This is a genomic window from Bacteroides cellulosilyticus (assembly GCF_020091405.1).
In the GTDB taxonomy this organism is placed as follows: Bacteria; Bacteroidota; Bacteroidia; order Bacteroidales; family Bacteroidaceae; genus Bacteroides.
In genome coordinates this window covers 3,544,548-3,567,865 of record NZ_CP081903.1, presented here as the reverse complement: position 1 = coordinate 3,567,865, position 23,318 = coordinate 3,544,548, and the positions used below count along the sequence as shown (strand labels likewise).

At 44.7% G+C, this 23,318-nt stretch carries 12 protein-coding genes and 1 pseudogene; 3 read left to right on the top strand and 10 right to left on the bottom strand.

Annotated elements, in window-relative coordinates; all coding sequences use genetic code 11:
- Positions 1-54 precede the first annotated feature (54 nt).
- From K6V21_RS12830 to K6V21_RS12810, 5 genes are all read right to left on the bottom strand, one after another.
- Positions 55-1,422 (bottom strand): family 16 glycosylhydrolase, encoded by a 1,368-nt coding sequence (locus K6V21_RS12830; protein ID WP_224318813.1) that lies wholly within the window; start codon positions 1,420-1,422, stop codon positions 55-57.
- 76 nt (positions 1,423-1,498) lie between these two features.
- Positions 1,499-2,878 (bottom strand): hypothetical protein, encoded by a 1,380-nt coding sequence (locus K6V21_RS12825; protein ID WP_224318809.1) that lies wholly within the window; start codon positions 2,876-2,878, stop codon positions 1,499-1,501.
- A gap of 32 nt (positions 2,879-2,910) precedes the next feature.
- Entirely contained in the window at positions 2,911-4,491 is a 1,581-nt protein-coding gene (locus K6V21_RS12820) for a RagB/SusD family nutrient uptake outer membrane protein (protein WP_224318807.1), read from the bottom strand.
- A 20-nt stretch (positions 4,492-4,511) separates the two neighbouring features.
- Positions 4,512-7,718: a SusC/RagA family TonB-linked outer membrane protein gene (locus K6V21_RS12815; RefSeq protein WP_224318805.1), complete on the bottom strand. Its 3,207-nt coding sequence runs from the start codon at positions 7,716-7,718 to the stop codon at positions 4,512-4,514.
- Between the two features lie 309 nt (positions 7,719-8,027).
- Positions 8,028-10,130 (bottom strand): DUF5686 family protein, encoded by a 2,103-nt coding sequence (locus tag K6V21_RS12810; protein ID WP_224322039.1) that lies wholly within the window; start codon positions 10,128-10,130, stop codon positions 8,028-8,030.
- Between the two features lie 564 nt (positions 10,131-10,694).
- On the opposite strand from K6V21_RS12810, the gene K6V21_RS12805 reads away from it, so the two are divergent.
- The 3 genes from K6V21_RS12805 (at position 10,695) to K6V21_RS12795 (ending at position 16,514) form a co-directional block, all read left to right on the top strand.
- Positions 10,695-12,884 carry a glutamine synthetase III gene (locus K6V21_RS12805; protein ID WP_217716374.1) on the top strand — a complete coding sequence of 730 codons (2,190 nt, stop codon included), beginning with the start codon at positions 10,695-10,697 and terminating at the stop codon, positions 12,882-12,884.
- A gap of 395 nt (positions 12,885-13,279) precedes the next feature.
- Entirely contained in the window at positions 13,280-13,981 is a 702-nt protein-coding gene (locus K6V21_RS12800; RefSeq protein ID WP_007212829.1) for a Crp/Fnr family transcriptional regulator, read from the top strand.
- Between the two features lie 88 nt (positions 13,982-14,069).
- Positions 14,070-16,514, top strand: a complete 2,445-nt coding sequence (locus K6V21_RS12795) for a glycoside hydrolase family 20 protein (RefSeq protein WP_224318802.1) — start codon at positions 14,070-14,072, stop codon at positions 16,512-16,514.
- 92 nt (positions 16,515-16,606) lie between these two features.
- Here the strand turns inward: K6V21_RS12795 and trxB are convergent, their stop codons facing one another.
- The 5 genes and pseudogenes from trxB to K6V21_RS12770 all read right to left on the bottom strand — a co-directional run bounded on the left by trxB (position 16,607) and on the right by K6V21_RS12770 (position 23,238).
- Positions 16,607-17,554 (bottom strand): thioredoxin-disulfide reductase, encoded by a 948-nt coding sequence (gene trxB / locus K6V21_RS12790; RefSeq protein WP_007212825.1) that lies wholly within the window; start codon positions 17,552-17,554, stop codon positions 16,607-16,609.
- A gap of 28 nt (positions 17,555-17,582) precedes the next feature.
- The gene (locus K6V21_RS12785) at positions 17,583-18,227 is read right to left on the bottom strand and encodes a LolA-like putative outer membrane lipoprotein chaperone (protein WP_224318800.1); all 645 of its coding nucleotides are present in this window, start codon (positions 18,225-18,227) and stop codon (positions 17,583-17,585) included.
- A gap of 14 nt (positions 18,228-18,241) precedes the next feature.
- Positions 18,242-20,734 (bottom strand): DNA translocase FtsK, encoded by a 2,493-nt coding sequence (locus K6V21_RS12780; protein WP_224318795.1) that lies wholly within the window; start codon positions 20,732-20,734, stop codon positions 18,242-18,244.
- A 135-nt stretch (positions 20,735-20,869) separates the two neighbouring features.
- Positions 20,870-22,433 (bottom strand): annotated as a pseudogene (locus K6V21_RS12775) (glycoside hydrolase domain-containing protein).
- Between the two features lie 190 nt (positions 22,434-22,623).
- Positions 22,624-23,238 carry a DNA-binding protein gene (locus K6V21_RS12770; RefSeq protein WP_224318793.1) on the bottom strand — a complete coding sequence of 205 codons (615 nt, stop codon included), beginning with the start codon at positions 23,236-23,238 and terminating at the stop codon, positions 22,624-22,626.
- Positions 23,239-23,318 lie beyond the last annotated feature (80 nt).

Below are 23,318 nucleotides of genomic sequence, written 5' to 3'. Positions count from 1 at the left end.
GTATATTATTACCTATCATTATAAATTGATTGTCTACATCACTAACTGCTCAGTTTATTTCTTTTGAAACACGCGTACATAATCCACCTTCATCGTTATAGGCAAGGCGCTCTCATCTACACCTTTGTATCCTCCCCAATCACCGCCCCATGCAAGGTTGAGAATGGGATAGAAAGCATAAGTGAACGGCCACACATTTTTGCCGGAACCTTCATTCTTGAATGTCATCAATTCTGTTCCATCTATAAAGAATTTCAGATAGTCGGGTGTCCACTCACAAGCATAGACATGAAACTCTGACTCTGCCGTACCAATATTGCGAGATGCAGTCTTCTGAGTGTTTATGGTATGATTATAAGCTGCACAATGAATAGAAGAAGAGACGATATTCGCATCAACACCCACTTCTTCCATGATGTCAATCTCGCCACACCCCGGCCAGGGATTAGTAGAATAATTATTGTTCACCGGCATCATCCAAAAAGCAGGCCAAGTACCTTTACCTTTAGGAAGCATGATGCGAGCCTCAAAATAGCCATAAAGCCATCCAGTATTTACTTTAGCATACACACGTCCCGAATATATCTTTCCATCAGAACCTTTAAAGCAGTTGATATTTAATTTACCATCTACTAATTCCGTCACACGCTTACCACTTACTGAACCATTCACATATTCCTGAAGTTCATTATTCACCCAACCGGACTTTTGCACTTCGTGTGTCCAATCGGTGCCAAGAGTGATACCTTCATTAAACTCGTCATGCCAAACCAGGCGATATCCTTCGGGAGTAACGACATCACGATCCTCGACCGATTCCTGATACACAGTTACGGTAATTTTCTCTGCGCCCAAAGTAATATCCAGAGTCCCATTCCGAGAAGTCTTCTTCTCATTGGGTTCCGTCATGACACTCACTGTTTTGTCATCTACCTTTTCAGCCTTTATCCAGCTATCATTAGATTTAACACTCCAATCACCAGCCGCCACAACAGATAATGTAAAGCTCTCGCCACGAGAAGTAGAATAGATATCACGTTGTGAAACAGACATTGGAACTGCTTGCGTCACAGGTATTGTAACGCGTTTCACTCCCGACTTAACGACAACTGAACCGTTTCGGGAAGTTGTTCCCGTATTTGCTTTCACAGTAACGGTAACCCTTCCCTTATCCAGAGAAGAATCCACCACTTTAGCTGTTACCCAAGAACTACAATCATCACTGGCAAAAGCAGTCCATTCTCCACCACTGCAAGTAACATTGAGCGTATATTCTCCCTCTATTGCACCAGCTTCCACCTTTTCCGGTGAGCAGACCAATATTATATCATCAGGTTGCGGATTAAAGTCATCATCACTACTTCCGCAAGCGATTAATGAGAATAAGAATGTTGTTAACGCAAATAAATGAAAAGGTTTCATATATTTATTGTATTGATTAGTTAGATAACGTGGAAAGGATTTAACCCCTCCCACGTTATCAATGATTAGTTAATCTTTAATGCTTCTGGAGTATCACGTCTTCTATGGTCACCTTCGTGTCTTCAGGATTACCACCAAAGTCAAGTACCAATGTTACGGCGTGCATATCCTCTGGTGCTTTTACATCCGAAATCCAGAACTTCACATCCATATCAGCCTCCAGCTTAATTTGCTTTGTGAAGAAGAAGTTATTATCATGTTTAATCGGTTCTCCATCTCCACCAACCTCATCCGACTGTACCAACTTCACAGTTACACTTCCTATTGTCTTGGTAGAAACCAACTTCACACAGAAGTCATAAGCCGTTTCAGTATCAGCCGCTATGTTGGTATTGAATAAAACCTGGTTTTGCCATGCATCAGTAGTTGCCACCGGGAACGATAGCGAATAAGAAGTACCGTTAATCGTCAATGCCGGGTTCTCTATAGGCGACCATCCCGGAGCATAATAGAATGAATTGGTAAACTTTGCAGTGCTCCACAGGTTGGCTTCGCTATTCACATCCACCCAAGTTGGCTCAGGTTCTTGTATTTCAGGAATCTTGGTGCCGTCATCATTGGCATGGTCTTTCAGCACAAAGCTTTCCAATGTAATTTCCGTATTGGCTGCATTGCCACCAAAGTCGAGCGCAAACTTCAGGTTGGAGATATCCACACCCTTTACATTGCTGAACCACACACACTTCGGTTCATTGGCATCGAGGGCTACACGTTGCATATCAAGAATCAGATCATCGTTACCGTTCTGTTGCAATTTAATGGTCACACCCGGATGTTTGGTAGTAGAAGTAAGTATCACCGAAAAGTCATAGGTCTTATCTGCCGCCAAAGCAATTGCCGGGTCAAGTTCGAGGTGCATCTGAGCCTGCCATTGGTCAGTAGTAGCCTCCGGCAAAGTAACTACAAACGCACCCTTTTGATAGGTATATTTCGGGTCTGCAATCTGATTCCAACCCGGAGCATACCAGAATGATGCCACGTCGAAAGTGACTCCCTTGAACATATTGAAGTTACTGTCTTCAACAAAACCACCAAACCCCGTCATCTTTGTCTTTTCGATATCAAAAGTCTTCGTGACAGAACCATCGCTGAAGCCATTGGCATTCTTCACCTTACATTCTACTGTATATGAACCTTTCTTACGATAATACTTCGAAAAGCTATATCCACCTGCATAAGCACCATCAATTATCCAAACCGGAGAAACGCCGGGAGCGGAAATAAACTCAAAGGTTGCATAATTAGTTTCCTGATTTACGGTCACTTTAAAGTTATCAGTATAATCTGATAACTGGGGGATATTACCATTGGCGCCATCGAATTCTTCGGGCGAACATGCGGTTATTGCAAAACCAGCAATCAACACCCCTGCCATATATTTAAAAATATTTTTCATATCGTTTATTCTTTAATAAAGTTAAGGGAAACTTATTTATAATTGTTCTGAACCAAAGCCGGGTCGGAATCCAACTCTCCTTGTGCAATAGGGATATATTTCTTCTTGGCAGTCCAGGAATTGGTGCGATAGCCATATTCATCGGGAACAAGTGCTGTAGAGGCTTTATTAGCAGACGATGCTTCACTAATATCTTCGGCACGTACCAAATCCCAGTAGCGCTTGCCTTCGCCCACGAACTCAAGGTGACGTTCGTTGAGAATATCGTTAACCGTAACATTTTCAATTCCTCTCAAACCGGCACGTGTACGCACCTCATTCAGCCATGTCTTAGCTTCACCGCTTGCGCTTCCACCTGTACGGAGAGATAACTCGGCTGCGTTGAGCAGAGCCTCCGCATAGCGGTAATAGCGATAATTATTATTATAGTTCAAGTTCTTACTGGTAGGACCATTTTCATTGTTTTTATCCATCGGCCTGTATTTTGCCAGCCAGATATGAGTATCCTGATAACGCACATTGTATGTAACGCCACGAACATCCCAGCAGGTAGCATCACGACGCTTATCTGTAGAGCTGAACATTTCGTAAGTCGCAAGACGTATAGGCAGAAATCCCCAACCATCCTGACCTGTAGACCAATCATCACCACCGGGCCATTCTTTAGGAGAAATCAAAGTAGGAAGTACTGTACCACCGATATTCAAAGCAGCATTTCCCCAATCACGTTCTGCAATGGAATGCTCGTAATTGATTTCCCAAATAGATTCATTGCACCATTCACCGTTTGTTTCCCAGATATTAGCAAAGTCATTATTCAATTCGTACTGAGGAGAAGCAATAATTTCTTTCATATAACCCAGAGCTTTCGTGAAACGGCTGTTGTCATTTTGGTACATCACCATTTCGGCATACATCATATAGGCCATAGCCTGTGTAACGCGACCTAACTGACCTTCATCATCCTTACCATTTTTGTCTTTATAATACTTCATCGGCAACACTTTGGAATCAATCACAGCCTCCAGTTCTACTATCAGCTGATTGTAAACTTCGTCGGCAGTGAACTGCGGAGCCGTATAAGGAAGATTCGAAAGATTCTCAAGATAGAAAGGTATATTCCCAAAGTAATGCCACAGCATATTGTAATAGTATACGCGGAGACAACGGGCCTGCATCTCATAGCTTACACGGTTTTCCGCCGTTACATCCGTAGCCCAGCCGAGATACTTCAGTACATCGTTGCAACGCTTCACGCCCGAATAGTCAACCGTCCAAAGCGAGTTGAGCGTATTGTTCTCATCGCCTTCATAGTTGAACAACAGGTGCCAGTTTCTCATATCCGACTTGTCTGCACCACCTACCCAGAAGTCGTCACCCATAATTTCGGCATCGATGTTCAGGGCATTGTACTGATCAAATGCCCAGTCGGGCCAATGAATAGGGTCATAAGCCGCAATCAGAGCTTCCTGAATGTGGGCATCTGTTTTATAATAATCTTCCAATGGTTCACCTTTAGGATTGTTCACCTTAAGGAAATCATCACTGCAACCTACAGTAAACACTGTAGCGGCAGCCATAAAGCCTATTGCTAATATTTTATTTGCTTTCATATATTCTTGTATTTTTCAGGTTAGAAAGAAACGTTTACACCCACTATGAATGTACGAGCCTGCGGATAAACGCCACGGTCGATACCGAGAGATTTGATTCCATCAGGTCCCGAAGATATTTCAGGATCGAAGCCCCAATACTTAGTCCAAGTCACCAGGTTCTCAGCTTGTACATAGAAACGCAGACGTTCAATGGTCAGCTTGCGGGTAAGAGTCCGGGGCAATGTGTAACCCAAAGTAATATTCTTGAGGCGGAGGTAAGAGCCGTCGCATACATAAAGGTCGGATACCAACCAGTTCTGGGAATCGCCAACAGCCAGACGAGGATATTTGTTTGAAGTTCCCTCACCGGTCCAGCGGCCTAACATCCATGAAGGATAGTTTCCGGCAGAGATGTCCGAACGATAAGTACCATCAAATACATCGGCACCTGCCACACCCTGGAAGAAGATATTGAAGTCGAAACCCTTCCAATCAGCATTGAGATTCAAACCATAAGTCCAGTCGGGAGTGCCGTTACCAATGTTAGTGCGGTCATCAGAGGAAATCTCACCATCCCCATTCACGTCAACAAAACGAACGTCACCCGGAACAGCTTTCGGCATAATCATATTGCCATCTTTATTTACATAAGCAGAAACCTCATCCACATTTTGAAAAACGCCATCAGTCTTGTAACCAAAGAAGTAAGGGAAAGGCTGACCGTTTGAACCGCGTGTTCCACCGCCAGAGAATCCTTGAATACCATCAAAGTCAAGATAACCGGTATCATTACCCAGATTCTTCAATTCATTCTTAAGATAAGTAGCATTACCTTTAACAGCAAATTTGGCATCAGATACATTCCACTTATAACCAAGCTCAAATTCAAAACCGCTATTCTTCATATCGCCCACGTTACCCAGAGGTTTCGTTTCACCTACATAACTCGGAATAGGCATTCTGATAATCATACCGTTGGTTTTCTTTACATAATAGTCAGCACTGAATGTCAAAGCACTGTTCAGGAACGCAAGGTCAATACCCAAGTCAGTCTGTTCACTCTCTTCCCACTTCAAATCAGGATTGGCTAACCCCTGAGCTTTAGAACCATTAAACTTGGTGGCGTTCTTACCGAAGAGCACGTTATTGCCCATAGCAGTCAGTGCAGTAAAACCAAATTCCTCTATGTTATCGCTACCATTCTTACCCCAGCTGGCACGAATCTTGAAATTAGACAGCCAGTCACGCGTACCTTCCATAAACGCTTCGTTCATCACATTCCATCCTAAAGATGCGGACGGAAATATACCATACAGATTATTCGAACCAAAGCGGCTGGAACCGTCGCGGCGTATCGTAGCCTGGAACATATAGCGCTCTGCGTAGTTGTAACTGAGACGGGCAAAAAGTGAAGACATTCTGTGCTCTATCTCAGGAGCACCGTAAACACTGTGCTGAACAGTCGTGGTAATTTTGCCATCTTTCTCTGTAACCAGAACGCCCCCCGTAGCATAGTCAATAGAAGGGTTATTGGGATTTACCAGATTCCAACGACTCCCACCAAGTTTGTCACCCTTATACTTGAGTGCAGATTGACCCAGAACAACACCAAAGGAGTGTTTACCGATTGTTTTATCATAAGTCAACGTATTTTCAATCTGCCAGGTAACATTCTGTTGCTTTTCCGCAGATGCACTGGTATGCGATGCGTTGTTGTTACCGGACAGATAGAACAGAGAAGTCGTAGCTCCATTATAGCCCCAAAACCCCATGTCGGCACTATAGCTGAAGTGATACTTCAAATTATCCCACAGTTGCAAATCAAGAGAAAACTTGGGTACAAACTTATGAGACCAATTCTTCTGAGGATTCAATGTCATCATAGCCAATGGATTGTTCATTTCACCATAAGAACCACCGGGAACAGTATATACATTACCATTTTCATCACGCGGCAAATCATAAGTAGGATAAGCAGCAATCAAATCCTTAGCAGCATCACCTGTCAAAGTAGGAGTTAAAATGGGGGACAGATAAAGAGCGGAGCCCAAAATGGAGCCAAATTCAGAGTTGGTAGCAACTCCGGTAGAATGCGTACGCATATAAGCTACATTCACGCCCAGATCCAATTTATTCAGGAAACTACGCTCCTTGGTAGCGTCAATCAGGTTGTACTGAGTGTTTGAACGGATTGTCAGACGATCATAGTTAGAATGCCCATAGTTACCACCTACGATACCCTCCTGTGAGAAATAACCCAGTGACAAGTAGTAGTTCACCTTCTCGGATGCACCGCTGATGGTTACATCATGGTTTACAACCGGGGCATTGTCATTGAAAACAAGCTCCTGCCAGTCTGTACCAAAACCTGTAATATCATTTCCCATAGCATCTTTCAGATTGTAAGGGTCAGTATAAATAGGAGCTTGACCACCATTCACATACTTCTCATTCTGCAAGATAGCATAATCTGTGGCACTTGTCACGTCGCGCTTCTTCCATGCACTCTGCCAGCCATAAGAGAAGTTATAATTGATTTGGGCCTTACCCATCTTGCCCTTCTTAGTAGTCACAAGGATAACACCATTGGCTGCACGCGCACCATAGATGGCACCGGAAGCTGCATCTTTCAAGACTTCGATAGACTCGATATCATTCGGATTCACAAAGTCAAGCCCACCACCAATAGGCATACCGTCCACGATGTAGAGCGGGTCACTATTATTAATAGTACCGATACCACGTATACGTACACGAGGACTTTCACCCGGTTGCCCTGAAGCAGAAGTTACATCTACACCGGCAGCCAAACCTTTCAATGCATTATCCATGCGCACAGGAGACTTGCTTGCGAGGTCTTCACTGCTTACCTTAGCGATAGATGCCGTTACCACACTCTTTTTCTGCACACCGTAACCCACTACCACCACTTCGTCCAACGCTTCCGCATCTTCCTGCAACACAATTTTCAGTTCACGCTTGCCACTTACCGAAACTTCCTGTGATTTGAATCCTATATAAGAAATAGAAAGGATTGCGTCGGAAGGAACCGACAAAGCAAATTCACCGTCTATACCGGTGATTGTTCCCGTAGTGGCATTACCTTTCACCACCACATTTACTCCAGGTAAGGGCTCATTGTCCGCACCACTTACCACCGTACCTTTTATCTGTATATCTTGTGCATATACAGCAGAAGCTAAGGTAAAGCTCAGTAAAAATAAAACTGATAATAACTTTTTCATAAGTTTCACTAAATTAAGATTAACAATTCTCGGTTTCGTTCTCAATTGAACACTGCAAACATAGAGTAAAATGCAATAAAAAAAGCCCTAAGTACCCATTCTTAAATACGTCAATTCAAAATTCAGAATACGTTATCAATACGTCAAAAACAAATAAACAATTGATAATCAGAGAAAACACTATACTTTCATCGAATACGTCATTGCATGTTATAGAACATAGAACACTATTTTTCTAAACTACAATAACACGAAAGCCGGGTAATTTATAAAGGAAGTTAATAACAGAAATACGGGAAAACTTAAAGATTATCGGTTGAATAACTCAAAAGTGAATTTGCAACCTATCTCTTTAAATTTCCAGTTGGCAAAGCTGCCAAAGACTCCGAAATCAAAAATATTGGTGCCGATGCCATAGCCAACCTCAACATAAGGATTCAGATGCGGAACAACCAAAGCGTTCAGATAAAGACGCTCATTGAGCACATGCTGTGTATACTTCACCAAATGACGCAACAGCAGAAAGGGAGATTCGTATGTCAAATGCCCACGAAGATATTTACGGGAGGAGTTATACCACCGCCCGTCAAGCAACTGGAATACGCCGCCAATTTCATCATTCCATCCCACTGGGAGATTGGAACGGGTAAAGTTGGCAAAATCCACAAAGTATATATCTTTTTGATTGGTGAAAGCTCCCCATCCAAAGCGGAGATAGAAATCACGCATCAATCCTAAGGGAATGGAGTGCTGAATATCCACTTCGACACGCTCATAGGTACCGGTACTCTTAAAAACCCCATTGATGCCCCGCTCCCAGTCCACTGAAATACTGGGATATTTGGAATGTAAGTTCACTTTGCGATCACCATTCATATAATAGTATTGCCCAGGAGTCCACGTCAGACGGACACGCGGAGCAAAACTATTGTAAGAATGGCGCATTTTTTCCTCCCAATCGGGATTATCCCCCGAAGTGGTTACACTTCGCGACTGGGCAGACTTTGTAGAAACGTAAAAAGAACGATTCGCCTCTGTACGCTTATGCATGGAAAAACCGAGATCCAGTGACAAGCCGTTTACAATCTCCCAACTATGCCGCACCTTCAAGTATAAGTCATTAAAGTAATCCAGTTGTATCTGATCAAAATCGAAAACACTATCAGGAATACTCTCCAGCTCATCCAACATCCTGCTACTATAAATACGGTGTCCATTACCTACATCTATGTGAAGAGCCGCACGTTTACGTGGCCAGTAATCAAAATCAGACTTTACCGACCAGTAAAACTCATTATACTTGAAGTTATAACCCAATCTGGGAACGATACGCAACAGGCGGTCGCCCGTAAAAATACGGTTGTACTTAAATTCCTGTCGGTAAGAAAAACCATTCTTCCCGCTATAACTCAGCAAGAACGGATTGATAAGCGGCGAGCAACGCACACTTCCCAGTTTCGAAAGATCTACCGTATAACGGCTGATAAGCGCATCACCTATCTGTCCCCAGAATTCCAGATTCTTATTTTTGGGTTTCTTATATCGATATGAAGTATCACGGCTCAAAAAGAAATCCTTATATAAGTCCTGTTCATGTACAGTTAACGGAATGGGACGTATACTCTCAAAATAAGAACTATCCTTTCTGTAAGCATTCGTATCACTGCGCAATGTGTAGGAATCCGACAGATCATACTTGCTTTTCAACCTTTTCCGATCCATCCGTGAAGGGTCTTTCTGAAGAATGGTTTTATAATCGAGAACAGCAATATAATTGGCATCGACCACATTACCCAGAAAGCGGAAAGTGGCATCCACATCATAATGCACAGGCAAAAACTCATCCGACTCACCCACATCTCCCATACGTATCATATTGTTGAAACGCAACATTTCAGAACGTCCGCTAAAATGCATTTCACGCACACTCCAGACATTCTCACTGACCACCATGTGACCGCTAACCAACTGAAAGCTTTTGCTTTTCGGTTTGAAACTAATTTTATATTGCAAATCATGCACTTTACCCATTACTGAATCGACATGATAAGAATAATACTTCATCGCATTTGGAGCCAGAGGCGAAAGGAGCTTATCATATAATAAGGTGGAAGCGTAGATATTAACATGGAAATATTCCGGCAACCTGCCGTCCAGCTCCCAAAACTCGGAAGAAGTGCCGACACTGGCTTTTACTTTCTGATCATAAATGTCGGGAGCTGTGAAATGCAAGTCACTATAAGTTTCCATCATATACTCCCTCACTCCTTTCCGGATACGGAACATGGTAGGAATAAAGCGTAAGATATGATTTTTCTTGCGAAGATTCACTTTTCCCTTGATATAAAGAGCGGCTCTATAGTCGTCGATGATGCTTTCATAAAAAGGAGCAAAGAAGATGACTTTCTTCATAATAGAGTCCGCAGAAAGCAATCTCGCATCGTAAGGATCAGGGATAGAAGCTGCCTGCGCTTTCGGACAAGCTGAAAGCAAAAGACATAGCAAGGTTCCTATACAAAAGACGTGTTTCAACGATAATACCTCCAAATATATAGGGACAAATATAGAAAAAAAGGTTGGAAAACGACGAAATACCTCTCTTTTTAAGAAACCTGACGAAAGATTCTTCATGAAAGTTAATTCAAGATTGAGTCCATGCGGTCTCCGTAACAACTCCGTACGATCTCCGTAACAGCTCCGTATCATCTCCGTAGTAGCTCCGTATCAAGTCTAAGCATATAGACACGGAGTAGGTACGGAGATAACACGGAGCAGATACAGCCCAGATATGACTTTAATATAGAAAAGAGCGGAAATCCCCCCTAAAAGAGTTTTTTCTGCAACATCTCCGAACATTTTAGGGGGGGTATCCGCAGAAAAAACGCATTATTTTCAATAATACCCCCTAAAAAATAGGGGTACTTCCAGAAAAAACATATAATTTTGCGCCCAACAACCAACAAAAGAAGGACAAATATGTCAAAAATGAGATTTTACGCCTTACAAGAGCTTGCCAACCGGCGCCCTCTTGAAGTTACTACCCCTTCGAACAAATTATCCGATTACTACGGAAGCCATGTGTTCGACCGTAAAAAAATGCAGGAATATCTACCCAGAGAAGCTTACAAAGCTGTAACGGATGCCATCGAAAAAGGAACTCCCATCAGTCGGGAAATAGCTGACCTGATAGCAAACGGCATGAAAAGTTGGGCTAAATCCCTGAACGTTACTCATTACACTCACTGGTTTCAGCCGCTGACGGATGGTACAGCCGAAAAACATGATGGCTTCATCGAATTCGGAGAAAATTCAAATGTAATTGAACGCTTCTCCGGCAAATTGCTCATCCAACAGGAACCGGACGCATCTTCTTTCCCCAACGGAGGTATCCGTAATACATTTGAAGCACGCGGATATACGGCATGGGATGTTTCCTCTCCCGCCTTCGTGGTAGATACGACTCTGTGTATCCCTACAATCTTCATCTCATATACCGGCGAAGCCCTGGACTACAAGACTCCATTACTGAAAGCACTCGGTGCCGTAGACAAAGCCGCCACGGAAGTATGCCAGTTATTTGATAAAAATGTAACCCGGGTGTTCACCAACTTAGGCTGGGAACAAGAATACTTCCTGGTAGACTCTGCCCTATACAACGCCCGCCCCGACCTTTGTCTGACCGGACGCACGCTAATGGGACATTCTTCCGCAAAAGACCAACAGTTGGAAGACCACTATTTCGGTTCTATTCCGCCACGGGTAACAGCCTTTATGAAAGAACTAGAAATAGAATGTCACAAACTGGGTATTCCGGCAAAAACACGCCATAACGAGGTTGCCCCCAACCAGTTTGAACTGGCTCCCATCTTTGAGAATGCCAACCTTGCCAACGATCATAACCAGTTAGTAATGGACCTGATGAAACGCATCGCCCGTAAGCATAACTTTGCCGTATTGTTGCATGAAAAGCCATACAGCGGTGTGAACGGCTCGGGAAAACACAACAACTGGTCACTCTGCACTGATACCGGCATCAATCTTTTTGCACCCGGCAAGAATCCTAAAGGCAACATGCTGTTCCTGACTTTCCTGGTGAATGTACTGATGATGGTCTACAAAAATCAGAATTTGCTGCGTGCCTCTATCATGAGTGCCGGCAACAGCCACCGTCTGGGTGCCAATGAAGCACCGCCCGCTATTCTGTCCATATTCCTGGGCAGACAATTATCGGCTACTCTGGATGATATCGTACGCCAGGTAGGCGATGACAAGATGACGGCTGAAGAGAAGACAACCCTTAAATTAGGAATCGGACGTATTCCTGAAATCCTTCTTGATACGACAGACCGCAACCGTACTTCTCCGTTTGCTTTCACCGGAAATCGTTTTGAATTCCGTGCTGCCGGTTCTTCTTCCAACTGTGCCGCTGCCATGATTGCCATAAATGCAGCTATGGCAAACCAGTTAAATGAGTTCAAAGCTTCTATCGACAAGTTGATGGAAGAAGGAATCGGTAAAGATGAAGCCATCTTCCGTGTTTTGAAAGAAACCATTATTGCTTCCGAAGCTATCCGCTTCGAAGGTGACGGCTATTCAGACCAATGGAAAGAGGAAGCTGCCCGCCGCGGATTGACGAACATCTGCCACGTACCCGAAGCTCTGATGCATTATATGGATAACCAGTCTCGTTCCGTGCTGATAGGTGAACGCATCTTCAATGAAACAGAGCTTGCCTGCCGTCTGGAAGTGGAACTGGAAAAGTACACGATGAAAGTGCAAATAGAAAGCCGTGTACTGGGTGATCTGGCCATCAATCACATTGTCCCCATTGCAGTCAGTTACCAAAACCGTCTGTTAGAGAATTTACGTGGACTCAAGGAAATCTTCTCTCCCGAAGAATACGAAGTACTGAGTGCTGACCGCAAGGAACTGATACGTGAAATATCCAAACGAGTAACGTCCATCAAGGTTCTGGTGCGCGAAATGACCGAAGCCCGTAAAGTTGCCAATCACATGGATAGCTACAAGGACAAGGCTTTCGCCTACGAAGAAACCGTCCGTCCTTATCTGGAAAAGATACGTGACCACATCGATCACCTCGAAATGGAGGTTGACGACGAGATCTGGCCGTTGCCGAAATATAGGGAATTGCTGTTCACGAAATGATAATTTATCGCGCTTTGCGCGATAAGTAACGAGCTACAAGCTACAAGTGACAAGTACCTTTCGGCATGATAGCCGGGGGCAAAATAAAGATTAGAACACAAATTACACGAATTACACAAATAATGCTTTTTTTATACTTCTGATAATCAAAGCTTATCGGATTTGTTATTTGCGTAATTTGTGTAATTCGCGTTCTTTTATTCAGTTTTGACACACTCTCACGAGTACAGCGTAGCAACTCGTTACTGGTAGCTCGTAGCTCGTAACTTAATTTAGCGGCTTCGTCGCTAAATTATCATTTTCCTGCCCCCAGACTGCATCTTTTCGTGTCTTTTGTGCAATATTTAATTTTTTCTTTTTACATTTGTGCTGTATAACACAGTTTTGCAGCAGTTATGGTAAAAATGAATTTGTCAGACGTGAATGTTCCGGAGCTGATAGCCGATATGTGGGAGCCCCTGAATGAAGAACAGCGGGAATTTCTCGCTAACCATTTTACGCTCCAGAATTATAAGAAAAATGAAGTCATTCATTGCGAAGGTGAAACCCCTAAATACCTCATGTGCCTTCTGAATGGAAAGGTCAAGATTTATAAGGATGGTGTCGGTGGCAGAAGCCAGATTATCCGCATGATTAAACCCGTTGAGTATTTCGGTTACCGTGCTTACTTCGCCAAAGAAGACTACGTTACTGCTGCTGCCGCTTTCGAACCTTCTCTGATCTGCCTGATACCGATGAGTGCTATCACTACATTGGTGACGCAGAACAATGATCTTGCCATGTTCTTTATCAAGCAACTATCCTTCGATCTGGGAGTTGCCGACGAACGCACTGTTAACCTGACACAGAAACATATTCGTGGCAGATTGGCGGAATCACTGCTCTTCCTCAAAGAAAGTTATGGATTGGAAGAAGATGGCTCAACTCTCAGTATATACCTTTCGCGGGAAGATCTGGCAAATTTGTCGAATATGACAACCTCCAATGCCATTCGTACGCTATCACAATTCTCTACTGAACGTTTAATCACTATCGACGGACGAAAAATAAAGATCATCGACGAAGAAAAGCTGAAAAAGATAAGTAAAATAGGATAAAGAATAGTAGCGTCTCCCCCCCCTTGACGACAGCTATACCCCTTTTCCCTGTTTTGCCCGATTTATAAACTTAACACACATTTATGTCATGAAAAAAGGATTAAGTGCTTTGCTATTAGCAAGCCTGCTGTGTGCCTCTTCCGGCTGTCAGCAAAATCAAAAAGAAGTGGTGAACGAGTACAATATCGTCCCGATGCCTAATCAGATGACTCCCCAAGAGGGACGTTTCTTACTGAGCAATAAAGTATCTGTCGTCACAGCCGGTTGCACTCCGGAAGTACAAGCCATTGCGGACAGCTTGATTGCTCAAATTCAACTGACCTCCGGTATTTCTCTGAAAACTAGTTCACAGGAGAATCCGGAACAACCAGACATACGCTTCGTTACGGAAGAAGGTATGCTCAAGGAAGGATACAAACTTTCCATCGCACCGAATGAAATCACCCTTTCGGCATCACATCCCAACGGTTTCTTTTATGGAGTACAGACTATGTATCAACTGTTACCACCCGCCATTTACGGAAAGGTAACTGTGAAACGTGCCAACTGGTCTCTGCCTGCTGTTGAAATAGAAGACGCTCCCCGTTTTCCTTACCGAGGCCTGATGCTGGATGTCTGCCGTCATTTCTCTACGACCGATTACATTTATAAATTCATCGATATGCTTGCCATGCATAAGATGAACACCTTCCACTTTCACCTGACTGATGATCAGGGATGGAGGATAGAAATCAAGAAATACCCGAAATTACAGGAAGTCGGTTCGAAGCGGAAAGAAACGTTGATAGATTACTATTATGTCAACTGGCCGCAAATATTTGACGGCAAAGAACATGGAGGATACTATACACAGGAAGAGATTAAAGATATAGTGGCTTATGCAGCAAGCAAATACATTACCGTAATCCCGGAAATAGAGATGCCGGGACATGCCATTGCCGCCATTGCCTCCTACCCTGAACTGTCTTGCAGACCGGATACGACGTATGAAGTAACCGGCACATGGGGAGTATTCGAAGAAGTCTTCTGCCCCAAAGAAGAAACGTTCCAATTCCTGGAAGGTGTACTGGATGAGGTGATGGAATTATTCCCCAGTTCATACATTCACATCGGTGGTGACGAATGTCCCAAAGATGCATGGATGAAGTGTGCACATTGCCAAGGACTGATCAAGAAGTTTGGTCTGAAAGATGATACCACTCCGAATGCCATTGACGGTAAGAAACATACAAAGGAAGAAAAGCTGCAAAGCTACTTCATCACCCGCATGGAGAAATATCTCAACAGCAAAGACCGAAATATCATCGGTTGGGATGAAATCCTGGAAGGCGGACTCGCACCCAATGCAACAGTGATGTCCTGGCGTGGTGTGGAAGGCGGTATCACTGCCGCCAAAGCGGGACACGATGCAATTATGACTCCCAGCCCGTATGCTTACCTGGACCAGTATCAGGAAGAACCCGAAACCGCACCGACTACCATCGGCGGATATCAGACACTGAAAAAGACCTATAGTTATAATCCTGTTCCCGATGACGCTGACGAACTGGTGAAAAAACATATCATCGGTGTGCAAGGTAATATATGGAACGAATACATGCAAAGTGATGAACGTCGTGACTATCAGGCATTCCCCCGTGCCGTGGCTTTGGCAGAGACGGGCTGGACACAGAACAACCGGAAGAACTGGAACGGCTTCCGGAGTCGCATGGTAGAAGACTTTGAGCGTATGGACGCCATGAACGCAAAGGCATGCCGCAATTTCTTCGATGTCAATATCAATACGCACGTGTACGACGGCACATTGAAAGCCGTGTTGGAAACATTCTATCCGGATGCCGAAATCAGATATACCACGGATGGAAGTGCACCGACTGCAAAGTCTGAACTTTACACTCAGCCATTCATTTGGGAAGGCTACATCGATTTGCAGGCAGCAGCTTTCAAGAACGGTAAAATGCTGGGGAAAGTGAACGGCAAGAAACTTTATGCAAACCTGATAAGTGGAAAGCAATACACCACCACTCCTCATTGGGGTTGGATGAGCGGTGACATCTTCGGAGAGAATGATGTATTAGGGGCAGATACCACAACATTGGGATTGACCAATGGAAAACGCGGCAATATCGCTTCCTTCACACCATGGGTAGCCTTCAACCTGAATGAAAAGAATAACAATGAGCTCGTATTTTCCGTCGATCTGGAAAAACCGGCCACTATCAGTAAAGTGATTTTCGGTACACTCTATAATCCCGCTTTCCGTGTACTGCCCGCAAGCGCAGCTCGTGTGGAAGTATCCACTGATGGCAAAGAATTTAAGGAAGTAGCTCAGGCCTCCTACACCCGCGAATATCCTGACCATGGCAGGAAGATGTTCACTGATGTACTGGAATGTACACCAACCGAAGCACGCTACATCAAAGTGACTTTAAAGAGTGGTGGCACATTGCGCAATGGCATTGACTGCCGGAAAGATTCACCGGGAGATATTATTCCTTCGGACTTATACGTAGATGAAATAGAAGTATATTAAAAGAGAAAAGCTCCGGATTGCAAGACAATCCGGAGCTTTTCTCTTTTAATATGATATTCCCCGGCCGGGAAGACCTTCTTCAGGACAGGAGTTTAGATCAAGCACTTGGATGAAAGATATCTTTCCGCTTCAAGTGCTGCCTTACAGCCGCTTCCTGCTGCCGTAATAGCCTGACGATAATGCGGATCGGCAATGTCACCGGCGGCAAACACACCCGGCACTTTCGTACGAGGGCTGTCGCCTTCTGTAATGATATACCCCGTCTCGTCTGTATCCAGATAGGGTTTGAAGATATCTGAGTTCGGTTGATGGCCGATAGCCAGGAAGAAACCATCAATAGCCAGGTCGTAGCGTTCTTCATCCGATTCACCCATACGTTTCACCAGATGAACACCTTCCACACCATTCTCTCCGAACAAGCCCACGGCATTGTGCTCAAACAGCACATCTATATTCTCATGCTTCATCACACGCTCCTGCATGATTTTGGAAGCACGCAGGAAAGGCTTCCGCACAATCAGATAAACCTTCTTAGCCAGTCCGGCCAGGTAAACAGCCTCTTCACAAGCCGTATCACCACCACCGACCACTGCTACCACCTTCTTGCGATAGAAGAAACCATCACAAGTAGCGCAAGCACTGACGCCCATACCGGCATATTTCTTTTCATCATCCAATCCCAAATATTTGGCAGTAGCGCCCGTAGCAATTATCAACGTATCAGTTTCAATCACTTTCTCTTCGTCAATCGTTACTTTGTATGGAGCCGCACTCAGGTCGGAAGCGGTTGCAATACCAAAACGCAGGTCTGCACCGAAACGCTCTGCCTGTTTGCGCAAATCATCCATCAATTGCTGGCCACTGACACCTTCCGGATAACCGGGAAAGTTCTCCACATCTGTAGTTGTCGTCAACTGACCACCCGGCTGTAATCCTTCATAAAGCACCGGAGAAAGGTTGGCACGCCCTGCATAAATAGCCGCAGTATAACCGGCAGGACCAGAACCTATAATCAGACATTTTACTTTTTCTGTTTCCATAATCGTTATTTATATATTTAGTTATTATCTATCTCAGATCAATCACTTCAGCAGTCGGATACGCTTTCTTGTCAAAAGTGAAAAGATGATCGCTGTATGATTCTCCCGCTTTATAAGATGTAATACGAATAGCCACGCTATTTCCACCCTTTTGCGTCATGCTGATACATAAAGGCTGAAAGGTGTCTTTCGTTACATAAATAATAACGCACTGCAAATCCTTCTTTCTATCAGAAGCGGTTAATATCACCTCATAAGCAGGTTTACCTCCATAAACATCAGTTTTACCCAATTTCATGTGATACCCTTGCTTGTAAATAGACAGCAGGGCATAAGGATTGATACTTTGTAACTCTTCAGGAGTAGGTTCGGAAACGTTCACTTCGTCACTGTTTGTGAGATAGCTCCATTGCGTACGACCATCAAACCAGGTTTTCACCCCGTCGGCATCCAACAGGAATTTTTCCCCTTTCAGACGGATAGTCCCGACAGAACTCCCCTGTAAAGCACCTTTCGCATACGTCTGAACCGTAAAATCCGCTTGAATACCTCCCGCCTGACGGAAAGCAGTGGCTGTACGATCCAATATATCTTGGGCATCCAATTTCTGTGCCGAAAGCGGTAATGCCAGACCGAACAGGCAGATACAGATAAAAAGAAGATTCTTCATCATTAGTTTAACACGATTTACAGTAAATTGTTCAGGCGCATTTGCAGGTCATTCTCATCGACACAAAGCACTTCACGCGCTTTACTGCCTTGTGCAGGTCCCACAATACCGGCTTTTTCCAATTGGTCCATCAATCGCCCGGCACGATTGTAACCGATAGCGAACTTCCGTTGGATCAATGATGTAGAACCTTGCTGATGGATGACAATCAGGCGGGCAGCATCTTCGAACAACGGGTCCAGACGTCCCATATCCACATCTCCCAAATCACTTCCGCCGCCATCTTCACCCACATACTCCGGCAAATAGAATGCAGTAGGATAGCCTTGTTGCTTGGCAATAAACTTAGTAATCTCCGCTACCTCCGGCGTATCGATAAAGGCACATTGCACACGTACAGGATCTGCCCCTTGCAGGAATAACATATCACCACGCCCGATCAGCTGATTAGCTCCGGGACGGTCGAGAATAGTACGCGAGTCAATCATGGCAGATACACGGAAAGCGACACGAGCCGGGAAGTTCGCCTTGATTGTACCGGTAATGATATTCGTTGTCGGACGTTGCGTAGCGATGATCATGTGGATACCCACCGCACGCGCCAACTGGGCGATACGGGCAATAGGCAACTCTACCTCTTTACCCGCCGTCATAATCAGGTCGCCGAACTCGTCAATCACCACCACAATGTAAGGCATAAACTTATGTCCCTTTTCAGGATTCAGCTGACGATTAATAAACTTCTCATTATACTCCTTAATATTGCGCACGTGCGCGGCTTTCAATAAGTCGTAACGGGTATCCATTTCCACACAGATGGAATTCAGCGTCTGCACTACTTTGGTTACATCCGTAATGATAGCATCTTCCCCATCGGGCAGCTTGGCAAGGAAGTGATGTTCAATCACCGAATAGATGCTGAATTCTACTTTCTTAGGGTCTACCAGCACAAACTTCAGTTCAGCCGGATGCTTCTTATAAAGCAAAGAAGTGATAATGGCATTCAGTCCGACAGATTTACCCTGACCGGTGGCACCGGCCACCAGCATGTGCGGCATCTTGCACAAATCGACCATGAAGACCTCATTGGTAATCGTCTTGCCCAAAGCAACCGGCAAGTCATAAGTAGACTCCTGAAACTTCTTGCTACCGATGATACTCTGTCCGGAAACAATCTTCGGATTGGAGTTCGGCACTTCAATACCGATTGTTCCTTTTCCCGGAATCGGCGCAATGATACGAATACCCAATGCCGAAAGGCTAAGAGCGATATCATCTTCCAGACCACGAATCTTGGAGATACGGACACCTTGCTCGGGAGTGATTTCATACAGCGTCACCGTAGGCCCCACCGTCGCCTTTATCGTACTGATTTCAATACCGAAACTGCGCAGTGTATTTATAATCTTATCTTTATTGGCATTCTGCTCCGCCATGTCGATAGTAGGCTCGGCATTCTCATAATGCTTCATCAGGTCGATAGTAGGATAACGATAGTTTTCCAGGTCGAGACGGGGATTATAGGGTTCCTTTTCCGGGCCTTTATATTCGTCATCATTTTCAGTAGCTTCTATTTCGAAAACTGGCTCTGCCGCTTTTTCGTGGAAAGGAGGTACAGGGTCAGGAACAGGTGTCTCAATAGTCATAGACACTTCTTCACCCGATACCTTGGCAGGCTGTGTTTCCGTAACGCCACCCAAATCCAATGTAATTTCATTTTCCGGCTCTTTTATAGGTTCGGGAATTTCAACGGGAGCCTCTTCTTCTTTTATATCTGCCACATCAGGAACAGCAACCGGCTTTTTCTTTCCCTTTGCCGTCCACGAGTCCGTAAACTCTTCGGGGGTTTCTCCCTTCTCTTCTTCCTCTTTCTGTTTGCGTTTCAGGAAACTAAGACTGAACAATCTGCGCAACCAGATAACCGTACGTGCGCTGAGATAGATAAGGAAGCAGATAGCAGTCACCAACAGAATCATCCAAACGCCCGGAACACCTACCTGCGATACCAACCAATTGCTGACATTATACCCGTGCATACCGCCCAGATACAGGAAAGAGTCTTTATACTGCTCCACAAAGGCAAAGCCGAAGAAGACAGAGAACCAAACCAACAACAACGAACAACCGATAAACCACTTCCAGAGGCGAACCACCCGTACACGCATCAACTTCAACCCCGCCACTGCAAGGAATACAAGAATGAAGAAAGATGAAATGCCGAAACAGTCATTAATCAGATAACTTGCCAATTGTGCGCCACGCGAACCGGCATAGTTCTTCACCCCATTATTGGTAGAAGCCAATTCCTGTGCATTGCCCGAATCAATGATACTTTGATCCGCCGCTCCCGTAAAGAAGAACGAAGAAAAGGCCAGCAGCAAGTACACAGAGAAAATGACCAGTACCAAGCCAATAACAAAGTGAATCGTTTCGTTTTTGAAGATTGCCCTTATTTTACCAAACAGGGAAAGGGATTGCTCCGTATCTTTTGTAGAATTTTTCTTAGCCATGAAATAGAATTCCTTAGTAAATGAATGATAGATTGGTGCAAAAGTAATAAAAATATTGCTCTCTTTATAACCTTATCTTCTAAAGATTCTTCAAATAAAAAGGGGACATCAATCCCCCTTTTCGTTAAAGACTTCTCAGTATCTGTTGATTACCTCTCTCGCTTTGTTCACAGCAGTGGCGGCTGGCACTTCCCGCAGGCTCTGCTCGTCGAACATTTGCAATGCTCTATCCATATTCCTAATGGCAGCTTTATTGCCCTTCTTCCTGAATTCATCCTTCAGAATACGCACTTTTTCAAAAGCCTGTATCCCCTCAATCAGACGTTCCATGCGGACAGACGAACGGGCATCGGGGTAAATCAAATAAGTGTCACCAGCCGCCCACGCAGTGAAACGGCTGTCCTGCAACGGATTCTTCACCCAGCTATTCAATGCCCAACGGAGATAACCGTCCAGATTTTCCTTGGCACTATGCCACGCCAACCATTCGGCTTCGGCCGGCTGACTGAAAGTGAACGTGTTAGGACGAGGTTCTGTGCAGCAAGTGTAATAGGTAGTCACTTTTCCGGCTGCACGGCGTGAGTGGATTGTTTCAGCCGGAAATCTTTCGGCAATTGTGATGCAATAATCATCCAGCTCATCCGCCAGTTCAGCATGATAAGTTCCCGCCAATGAAACCTTGAAATCTTTATCAGCTTTGCGAATCACCGCCAATGTTTCCTGCATGTCCTTCATGGGACGCTCGTCCATTTTGTTTCCGGACGCCTACGCTCATCATAAATTCCACCCACCTGTCGAACACCGTGTAATCAAAATACCAGGTACCGTCAGCTTTCTTCAGCCAGGTCACCATACTCTCGAATGCGTCATAAGTCTGCCCGTTCCAGGGTTTGTGCATAATGGAGGCGGTAATCACTGTTCCGCCTGCATCGGCATACAGTTTCATCAAGGGACGCATCAGGTCGAAATGCTTTTCGCTGAACGGCTCTACATCATAATAGCGCGCCACAGCGTATGGATTCTGCCACAAATCAAGATGGAAAGCCCATTCGGAAGGAACAGGAAGGGTATGGTTCTTCACATTGATAGTCAGTTTCAGTTCAGACAAGGCAACGTCTCCGTTCTTTACAGTGACCGTTCCTGTATATCTTCCGGCTTTGACTTGTTGCGGCACTCGGATGCTGATCCAGCCTCCCTGGGCAGAATTGGCAGGAATCATCAAGGAGGGGGTAAGATGATCGAGCACATCTGCCACCAGCGTGGAATCAAAATCTACACTGTTGCGATAACCGCATGCGCCTAAACCATCTTTATTCAATTCATCGGTCATGACGTACCGCACAAAACTGGTTTGGATATCGTCTTTACTGATGGTTTCACCTCCGGAAGTCAGGTCACTGACCTTAAAAGTCAGGCTGTTCAACGTCTCGGGAGTCCATACTACTAACTGGGCAGATACTTTCTCACCTTTCCAGGCCGTTAGACTGATTGTTTTCTTTATTTCACGAATGGCGGCAGGTTCTTCTTTCTTGTACCGCATATCCGTACTTCCCCAACTGACTTGCGGGGTTTTCACTTCTGACCATAAAACCGGATTAACGGCTACCGGATTGGGGGCTTCCTGATAATATCCGGAAGTTTGAGCGTTCAGGGATACTGCGGAGAGCAGAAGAATTCCCAAAAGAAAATGTTTTGTCATAGGTTTCAATAAATTAGTTTAAGAAACAAAGAATCTACATAGAGTTTATCCTCACTTTTGCCTACACGCTTACACTCTTTCCCTGTATCCCTTTATTCATCGGCAATACAGCGCGGTGTAAGCAAGCGTGTATGGAGTGTAGGCTATTTTACCTACACTCCATACATTTAAGACATATCTCACTCAGAATCTACTGATTACACTTCTTCAGCACATAAATCGGCTGTTTCTGTAATCCCCTATTTTCCAGCTTTCCTTCGTCACAAAGACGTCGAATATGCCGGGTAGCAGTGGTTCTTGTCATTCCGCTGAGAGAATAGAAATCTCCTTTCGTCATAAAATCGTGCGTAGTGAAGAAATTTTCCACCCGTTTGTCAATCTCTTCCGAGGTCAGTTTCTTCTGCAACACATTCCGTTGTTTTAACGGCTGGACTTTTATGTTGCCTATCTCGCTCCGCAGTTCGATATCGGGGCGGAAGGTGATACTTTTCAGTTTCACCTTGGTACTTTTCCGTTTGGTATCCACCTTCACCGGTTCGGTGCAGGTCAGTGTGGGACGGAAGTAGCCGATGCCGTCCAGGTGCACCTGGCGTCCTTCACCCAATTCCCGCCCCATGAAGTGCGACAAGGCATCGAGCACGGCCGAAACATCGGTTTCGGTCAGCGAACAATATTCTTGTATGAACCTCCGTAGTTGGGCGGTACCCGTGGAACCGTTCAGCCGGATGCGCGGGTGCAGGGTCAGTTCTTCGTCCTGCTTGTCCTTGGTTTTGGGATTCTCGTACCAATCAAATAATATTGCCATTGTTCTTTTGTTTTTCGCACTCCTGCCCTTTTCTGTGATGTTCAGGGTAGGGAGTGCTTATGTTAATCTCCTATGTTTCT

Coding starts and splice junctions, on each gene's coding strand:
- K6V21_RS12830 (WP_224318813.1), bottom strand. CDS start 1,422: ATGAAACCTTTTCATTTATTTGCGTTAACAACATTCTTATTCTCATTA.
- K6V21_RS12825 (WP_224318809.1), bottom strand. CDS start 2,878: ATGAAAAATATTTTTAAATATATGGCAGGGGTGTTGATTGCTGGTTTT.
- K6V21_RS12820 (WP_224318807.1), bottom strand. CDS start 4,491: ATGAAAGCAAATAAAATATTAGCAATAGGCTTTATGGCTGCCGCTACA.
- K6V21_RS12815 (WP_224318805.1), bottom strand. CDS start 7,718: ATGAAAAAGTTATTATCAGTTTTATTTTTACTGAGCTTTACCTTAGCT.
- K6V21_RS12810 (WP_224322039.1), bottom strand. CDS start 10,130: ATGAAGAAAGTCATCTTCTTTGCTCCTTTTTATGAAAGCATCATCGAC.
- K6V21_RS12805 (WP_217716374.1), top strand. CDS start 10,695: ATGTCAAAAATGAGATTTTACGCCTTACAAGAGCTTGCCAACCGGCGC.
- K6V21_RS12800 (WP_007212829.1), top strand. CDS start 13,280: ATGGTAAAAATGAATTTGTCAGACGTGAATGTTCCGGAGCTGATAGCC.
- K6V21_RS12795 (WP_224318802.1), top strand. CDS start 14,070: ATGAAAAAAGGATTAAGTGCTTTGCTATTAGCAAGCCTGCTGTGTGCC.
- trxB (WP_007212825.1), bottom strand. CDS start 17,554: ATGGAAACAGAAAAAGTAAAATGTCTGATTATAGGTTCTGGTCCTGCC.
- K6V21_RS12785 (WP_224318800.1), bottom strand. CDS start 18,227: ATGATGAAGAATCTTCTTTTTATCTGTATCTGCCTGTTCGGTCTGGCA.
- K6V21_RS12780 (WP_224318795.1), bottom strand. CDS start 20,734: ATGGCTAAGAAAAATTCTACAAAAGATACGGAGCAATCCCTTTCCCTG.
- K6V21_RS12770 (WP_224318793.1), bottom strand. CDS start 23,238: ATGGCAATATTATTTGATTGGTACGAGAATCCCAAAACCAAGGACAAG.